Consider the following 7,980-nt stretch of genomic DNA (forward strand, 5'->3'; position numbering starts at 1 on the left):
ACCTGGTCGTCGATGCGGCCGACGACTTCGAGGCTGCCGTCGGGCAGGCGGCGCGCGACGTCGCCGCTGCGGTACATCCGGGCGCCCGGCACGTCGCTGAAGGGGTCGGGGACGAACCGCTCGGCGGTCAGCTCGGGCCGGTTGAGGTAGCCGCGCGCCACACCGGGACCCGCGACGTGGATCTCACCCGGCACACCGATCGGGGCGGGGTTCCCGTTGCCGTCGAGCAGGTAGACGGCGAGGTCGGCGAGGGGGTGGCCGACGCGGCTCAGGGCCGGGTGGTCGACGTCGTACGCGTCCAGGCGGTGGTAGGTGGTGTGGACCGTGGTCTCGGTGATGCCGTACATGTTCACCAGCGCGACCCGGTCCACGCCGACGCGGTCGGTCCACGGCTTGAGCGCCGCGACCTCCAGCTTCTCACCGGCGAACACCACGGCACGCAGGGCGAGTTCGCCGATCCGCGCGTCGTCCTCGGCGGCGGCCGTCACCAGCGACCGGAAGGCGGTCGGGGTCTGGCTGAGGACCGACACGCGCTGCTCGACGAGGAGGTCGATGAACTCCTCGGGCGAACGCGTCACGTCCTGCGGCACGACGACGAGGTGGCCGCCGAAGGCCAGGGCGCCCCACATCTCGAAGACCGAGACGTCGAAGGCGTAGGAGTGGGCCATGGACCAGACGTCGGTGGTGCCGAAGCCGTAGTGGTCCTGGGCGGTGGACATCAGGCGCACGACGTTGGTGTGCGTCAGGGCGACGCCCTTGGGCTTACCGGTCGAGCCGGAGGTGTAGATCGTGTAGATCAGGTTGTCCGGGCCGGATACGGTGGCCGGGTTGTCCACGGGCTGGGCGTCCAGCTCGGCGGCCGTGTCGGCGGCGTCCAGGACCACCAACCGGCCCTCGTACACGCCCCGAAGACTCTCGGCCAGGTCCGACGTGGTCAGTACCACGCGGGCGCGCGCGTCGGCGAGGACGTAGCCGAGGCGGTCCATGGGGTTGGCCGGGTCGAGGGGCAGGTAACCGGCGCCGGACTTCAGCACACCGAGGATCGCGGGGATCAGGTCCGCGCCGCGCTGGAGGTGCACGCCCACCAGGTCCTCGGCGCCGATGCCCCGGTCGCGTAGCAGGTGCGCGATGCGGTTGGCGCGGGCGTTCAGCTCCCCGTACGACAGGGAGACGGAACCCGCGGTGACGGCGACGGCATCCGGCTGCTCGGCGGCGCGGGCCTCGAACAGCTCGTGCGCGAGGGCCGTGACCTCCGAGGTCCGCTCGGCGGCGGGCAGGACCAGCGCGCGCTCCTCCTCGCCGAGGATGTCGAGCGCGGCCACGGGGGTGGTGGGCTCCGCGAGCGCCCGGTCCAGGAGGGCGGCGAAGTGGCCCGCCAGGCGCTCCACCGTCGCGTGGTCGAACAGCGCCGTGACGTACTGGAAGCGGGCATGGAACGTGCCGTCGGGGCGCTCCTGGACCTGAAGGGTCAGGTCGCACTTGGCGATGCCGTCGCTGTCGCCGAACGGCTCGGCCGTCAGGCCGGGCAGCGTGAACGCGTCGAGGCGCCACTCGTGCATGGTGAAGGCGACCTGGTACAGCGGGGTGCGGGACTGGTCGCGCTCCGGCTGCAGCTCGTCCACGAGGCGGGCGAACGGCACCTCCTGGTGGTCGAAGGCGTCCAGGACGTCCTTGCGGCACACGTCCAGGAGGTCGGCGAAGGTGGCGTCCTCGTCGTCCCAGCGGGCGCGCATGACCAGCGTGTTGATGCCGTAGCCGAACAGCTCCTGGAGCTCCGGGCGGGTACGGCCCGAGACCACGGTGCCGACGGGGATGTCGCGACGGCCCGTGTAGCGGGAGACCAGCGCCTGGTAGGCGGTGAGGAACACCGCGAACGGCGTCGTCGCGTGGCGCCCGGCCACCTCGCGGACCCGCTCGGACAGGGCGAGCGGCAGGTCCAGGGCGACGTCGGCGCCCGCGTGGCTGCGGTGCGCCGGGCGCGGGCGGTCGGCGGGCAGGTCGAGCGGGGCGATGCCCGCGAGCCGCTCGCGCCAGTAGGCCAGGTGCGGCTCGGCGCCGGGACCGGCCAGCTCCGCGCGCTGCCAGGCGGCGAAGTCGGCGTACTGGAGGGCGGGGGCCGCCAGCGGGGCGTCCGTGCCGGCGAGGGCGGCGGCGTACCCGGCGCTCAGGTCGCGGCCGAAGATGCGGGTGGACCAGGCGTCGCAGGCGATGTGGTGGAAGACCACGGCGAGGACATGGTCCTCCTCGGCCAGGCGCACCAGCGTGCCGCGCACCGGCCACTGCGTGGCCAGGTCGAAGGGGACGCCCATGGCGGCGCGCAGCTCGTCCAGGGCGCGCTCCTCCCGCTCGGCGGCCGGGACGGCGGTGAGGTCGACCCGGGCGAGCGGCACCGGCGCGGGCTCGTCGACGACCTGCGCCGGGCTGCCGTCGACGTACGCGTAGCGGGTGCGCAGGATCTCGTGGCGGGCGCACACCTGGTCCCAGGCCCGCTGGAGCGCGGCGGCGTCGAGGGTGCCGCGCAGCCGCAGCACGAGTGGCACCAGGTACTCGGTGCTGTCCGGCTCCAGGCGGCTGAGGAACCACATCTGCTGCTGGCCGAGGCTCAGCGGCAGCGGGGCGCCGCGGTCGGCGCGCGGGATGGCGGCGCCCCGCGCGGCACCGGTGGGGGCCGCCGAGCCGCCGCGGCGGCGACGGCCCGCGAGCCGGGCGCGCAGCAGCTCCTCGCGCAGGGCCTCGGCGGACTGTGCTTCCTGCTGGCTCATGCGTTCTGTTCCTTCGTCTGCGTCTGGGGCTGCGTCTGCGGGGAGTCGGTGGAGGTCGTACCGGGGGAGTCAGAACCGGTGGCGTCGGTCAGCAGGTCGGCGTCCGACATCTGCTCGATCTCGGCGCGGACGCGGTTCTCGATCGTCTCGGCGAGGTCGACGACCGTCGGGCCCTCGAAGACGGCGCGGACGGGCAGCGTGACCCCGAACTCGTTCTGGATCTCGGCGATCAGGCGGATGGCGAGGATCGAGTTGCCGCCCGCGTGGAAGAAGTTGTCGCGCGGCCCGGCCTCGATGCCGCAGGTGTCGCGCCAGATCTCCCGTACGACCTCGGCGGTCGGGCTCAGCGGCGTCTCGTCGGCACCGGCCGTCGCGGTGACGGGCTCGGGCAGGGCGCGCCGGTCCACCTTGCCGTTGCGGTTGAGGGGGATCTCGTCGAGGAGCGTGAAGCTGCCCGGCACCATGTACGGCGGCAGCGTGCGGGCGCAGTGCTCGGCCAGCGCGGCCCCGGTCGTGGGCTCACCGGCGTCCGGGGCGGCCGTCCAGTACGCGGCGAGGCGGGTTCGGGCGCCGCTGCCGTGCGGGACCACCACGGCGTCGGCGACTCCGGCGTGGCCGAGGAGCGCGGCGCGGATCTCGCCCGTCTCCACGCGGTAGCCGCGGATCTTGACCTGGTGGTCGGTGCGGCCGAGGAACTCCACGGCGCCTTCGGTGGTCCAGCGGGCCAGGTCGCCCGTGCGGTACAGCCGGGCGCCGGGGACGTCCGGGTCGGGCAGGAAGCGCTCGGCCGTCAGGCCGGGGCGGTTGAGGTAGCCGCGGGCGACACCGGTGCCGCCGACGTACAGCTCGCCGACCGCGCCGACGGGCACCGGGCGCATCCGCTCGTCGAGGACCCGCATGGTCATGCCGGGCAGCGGCGCGCCGATCGGGACGACGCCCGGGCCGGGGTCGGCCGGGACGGGGTGGATGCTGGTGCCGACGGAGGCCTCGGTGGGCCCGTACTCGTTGATCAGCCGCCCGGCGCCCAGGAGTTGCGTCCAGTGCGCGGCGAGCGCGCCCGGCAGTTCCTCGCCCGCGACGACGACCACCCCGGCCAGCTCGGCCGCCTCGGTGGGGGTGAGCTGCCCGGACAGGATGTCCAGGTGGCCCGGCGTGAGCTTGAGGAAGCTGAACGGGCCCGCCTTGACCAGGCGTTCGCCCAGCTCCGACAGGTCCAGGTCCTGCGGCAGGAGCACCACGCGCTGCCCGGCGGTGAGCGGCGCCCACAGGTTCGGCACGACCAGGTCGAAGGCCACCGAGGAGAACACGGCGCCGCCGCCGTCCCCGGCCGCGGCCAGCCGGTCGCGCGCCCACACCAGGTGGTTGGCCAGGCCCCGGTGGGTGACGGCGACGCCCTTGGGCTTGCCGGTCGAGCCGGAGGTGTAGATGACGTACGCGAGGTCGTCCGGGTCGGGCTGGACGGGCGGCTCGGTGGCGTCCGCGGCGCCGGTGCCGAGCTGGGCGTCGACGCCGCCCGCGCCGTCGAGCCGTACGACGTGCCCGGTGAAGCCGTCCCCGGCCGCGACGGTCTCGTCCGCGTACGCCTCCTGCGTGAGCAGCACGCGGGCCCCGGCGTCGGCGAGCATGCCCGCGCGGCGCTCGGCGGGGAACGCCGGGTCGAGCGGTACGTAGGCGCCGCCCGCGTGCCAGACGCCGAGGAGCGCGGCGTGCAGGTCCGGGCCGCGGTCCAGGAGCACGCCCACCGGGGTGCCCCGGCGCACGCCGAGGGCCCGCAGCCGGGCGGTGATCCGCGCCGCGCGGCCGGTGAGCTCGCGGTAGGTGAGGGTGGCGGTGTCGCACTCGACCGCCACCGCGTCCGGGGTGCGCGCGGCCTGCTCCGCGACCAGGGCGGGCACGGTCGCCGCCGGTGCCGGGGTGGTGTCGGTGCCCCAGCGGGCCAGGCGGTCGCCGTCCTCGGCGGACAGCAGCGGCAGCTCGCCCAGGGGCAGGGCGGGGTCGGCCGCCGCGGCCGCCAGGAGCCGGCCGAGGCCCGCCGCGAGCCGGGCGGCCGTCGCCTCGTCGAACAGGCTCGTGGCGTACTCCAGGCCGCCCGTGAGGGAGCCGTCGGCCTCCGGCCTGAGCAGCAGCGTCAGATCGGTGTGCGTGACGCGCCACAGCCGCCGGACCGTCTCGAAGTCCTCGTCGACGGCGCTGTTGAACTCCTCGCCGTGCAGGTCGAACGCGACCTGGTACAGCGGGGTCTGGGACAGGTCCCGGTCCGGCACCAGCTCGTCCACCAGCAGGTCGAACGGCAGGTCCTGGTGGGCGAACGCGTCCGTGGCCGCGGCGGCCGTACGGGCCACGGCGTCGGCGAAGCCGAGACCGGGCTCCAGGCCGCAGCGCAGCACGACGTTGTTGAGGAAGAAGCCGACCACGCCGTCCAGTTCGGGGCGGCCGCGGCCCGTCACGGGGGCGCCGACCGGGAAGTCCCACTGCCCCGCGTGCCGGGCGAGCACGGCGGCGAAGCCGGTGAGGACGGTGGCGAAGCGGGTGGCGCCCGCGTCCGCGCCGACCGCGTCGAGGGCCCGGACCGTCTCCGCCGGGACCGTCAGCGGGACGATCGCGCCGTGGCCGTCGCGCACGGCGGGCCGCGGCCGGTCGGTGGGCAGCGACAGCGGCTCGTGGCCGTCCAGGACCCGGCGCCAGTGGGCGACCTCCTCGGCGACGACCTCGTCGGTGAGCTGCTCGCGCTGCCAGGCCGCGTAGTCGGCGTACTGCACGGGAAGGTCCGGCAGGACCGGGGCGTCGCCGCGCAGCAGCGCCTCCAGGACCTGCGTGAACTCCCGCTCCAGGACCGTCGTGGACCAGCCGTCCGTGGTGATGTGGTGCATCGCCACGGCCAGGATGCGCGGGCCGTCGGCGACGTCGAGGAGCTCGGCCCGCAGCAGCGGGCCGCCGCCGTCGAGCGGGAAGCCGCGGCCGAGGAGCGCCGCGAGCCGGTCCGGGAGCTCGTCGCGGCTCACCGGCGCGCCCGCGGCCACCGCCACGGTGACCGAGGTGTCGGTGAACTGCCGCGGCTCGCCGTCCACCTCGGCGAACCGGGTGCGCAGCGCCTCGTGCCGCTCGACCAGCGTGTTCAGGGCCTGGGCCGCCTGCTCGCGGGTGGCCGCCGCGGGCACCTTCAGGAGCAGGCCCGCGACCCACTCCGGGCTCGCCGGGTTGAGCCGGTCCATGAACCACAGCCGCCGCTGCCCGTACGACAGCGGCACGCCGCCCGCCCGGTCCACCCGCGGCATCGGCGGGGTCTCCCGCGCCACGGTCACGTCGCCGAGCAGCGCCGCCTGCGCGCGCAGCGTCGGGGCACCGAGCAGGGCGCGCAGGGTGACGTCCCGGCCGGTCTGCGCGCGCAGCCGGGCCGCGAGCCGGGTGAGCTGGAGGGAGGTGCCGCCGAGGCGGAAGAAGTCGTCGCCCGCGCCGACCGCCTCGCGGCCGAGCAGCTCCCGCCACGCCTCGGCGACCAGCAGCTCGGCGTCCGTGGCGGGCGTGTCGCCGTCCGCACCGGCCGCGGCCCCGCTCACCGGGTCCGGCAGGGCGCGCCGGTCGACCTTGCCGGTCGGGCCGAGCGGCAGCCGCTCCAGTTCCAGGAAGACCGCGGGCACGTGCGTGCTCGGCAGCCGCTCCAGGAGGTACGCGCGCAGCCCGGCGACCACGTCCTGCCCCTCGGTGGCCCGCGGTACGACGTACGCGGCCAGGCGCTGGCCGCCCTCGGGCAGGGTGTACGGCAGCACGGTCGCGGCGGCGACGCCGGGGTGCGCGGCCAGCTCGGCCTCGACCTCGCCGGGCTCGATGCGCACGCCGTTGACCTTGGCCTGGTCGTCGGCGCGGCCCAGGTACTCCAGGACGCCGTCGGCCCGCCAGCGGACCCGGTCGCCGGTGCGGTACAGGCGGGAGCCGTCCTTCGCGTACGGGTCCGGCACGAACCGGTCCGCGGTCTGCCCCGGGCGCCCGAGGTAGCCGCGGGCCACGCCCACGCCGCCGATGAGGAGTTCGCCCGGTACGCCGACGCCGACGGGCGTGCCGGAGGCGTCCACGACGAGGACCCGCAGCCGCTCCACGGGCCGCCCGATCGGCACCGGGCCGCTCTCCTGCGCCGGGTCGAAGCGGTGCGCGGTGGCGTTGACGGAGCACTCGGTCGGGCCGTAGGTGTTCCACACCTCGACGTCGACGAGGGACCGCAGTCGCCGCGCCAGCTCCGCGTGGAGCTGCTCACCGCCGGAGGCGACCAGGCGCAGCGCGCCGCACCGCTCCCAGCCGTCCTCGGCCACCATCAGCCGCAGCACGGACGGCACCACCTGGAGGACGGTCACGCCCTGCTCCCCGGCGGTGCGCACCAGGGCGGCCGGGTCGCGCTCGGCGCCCGGCTCGGCCAGCACCACGGCCGCGCCGTGGGCCAGGGGCGCGAAGACCTCCCACACGTGGGCGTCGAAGATGAGCGGGGTGCGGTGCAGGACGCGGTCCCCGGGGGCCAGGCGCCAGTGCCGGCCCATCCAGTGGATGAGGTTGGCGATGCCCGCGTGGCTGATCAGGACGCCCTTGGGGGTGCCGGTGGAGCCCGAGGTGTGCAGTACGTACGCGGCCTGGTCGGGGTCGAAGGCGGCCGGGTCCGGCAGCTCGGCGGCGGGCTCGGCACCGGCCGCGAGCTCGGCGGGCACGACCGGCCGGGCGCCGGTCGCGGTGACCGCGGCCGTGCTCGCGGCGTCGCACAGCACGAGCCCGGTGCCGGAGCCGGTGACCAGGGCGGTGAGGCGGGCCTGCGGCTGGCTCGCGTCGAGCGGCAGGTAGGCGGCGCCCGCCCGCCAGATCGCGAGCAGGCCGACCACCTGGTCGAGGGACCGGGCGTGCAGGACGCCGACCGGGACGTCCGGCCCGGCCCCCAGGTCCCGCAACTGGCGGGCCAGGCGGGCGGAGCGGTGGTCGAGCTCCCGGTAGGTGAGCTGTGCCTGTCCGGCCACCACGGCGACGGCGTCGGGAGTGCGCGCCGCCTGACGGCCGATGAGCTCGGGGGTGAGCGGGGCCGTACCGGCCGCTGCGTCCGTCCGCTGAACGTGAGCGGGGTTCATTGCGGGTTGCGCTCCTCTGGGTGACGGTCGTGTGACGGTCGTTGCGTGGTGGCTGGGGTGTGGCGTGGGGGGAGGTGCCGCGCGTGGGGGAAAGCGATCGGGGGCGGGGTGGGGAGGGG

At 75.9% G+C, this 7,980-nt stretch carries 2 protein-coding genes; both read right to left on the reverse strand.

The genetic code is table 11. The annotated features are described in order from the left end of the window. Nucleotides 1-2,762, reverse strand: a 2,762-nt coding sequence (locus tag IE330_RS36920; protein WP_190140561.1) for a non-ribosomal peptide synthetase, incomplete at its 3' end; no start/stop codon positions are given. After that, the gene (locus IE330_RS36925) at nt 2,759-7,861 is read right to left on the reverse strand and encodes a non-ribosomal peptide synthetase (protein ID WP_190140562.1); all 5,103 of its coding nucleotides are present in this window, start codon (nt 7,859-7,861) and stop codon (nt 2,759-2,761) included. The genes IE330_RS36920 and IE330_RS36925, both read right to left, overlap by 4 nt. Nucleotides 7,862-7,980 lie beyond the last annotated feature (119 nt).

The sequence above is a fragment of the Streptomyces longispororuber genome (assembly GCF_014656095.1).
Lineage (GTDB): Bacteria > Actinomycetota > Actinomycetes > Streptomycetales > Streptomycetaceae > Streptomyces > Streptomyces longispororuber.

What these genes read in the sequence shown, in the direction of transcription:
- IE330_RS36925 (WP_190140562.1), bottom strand. Translation starts at nt 7,861, where the DNA reads ATGAACCCCGCTCACGTTCAGCGGACGGACGCAGCGGCCGGTACGGCC.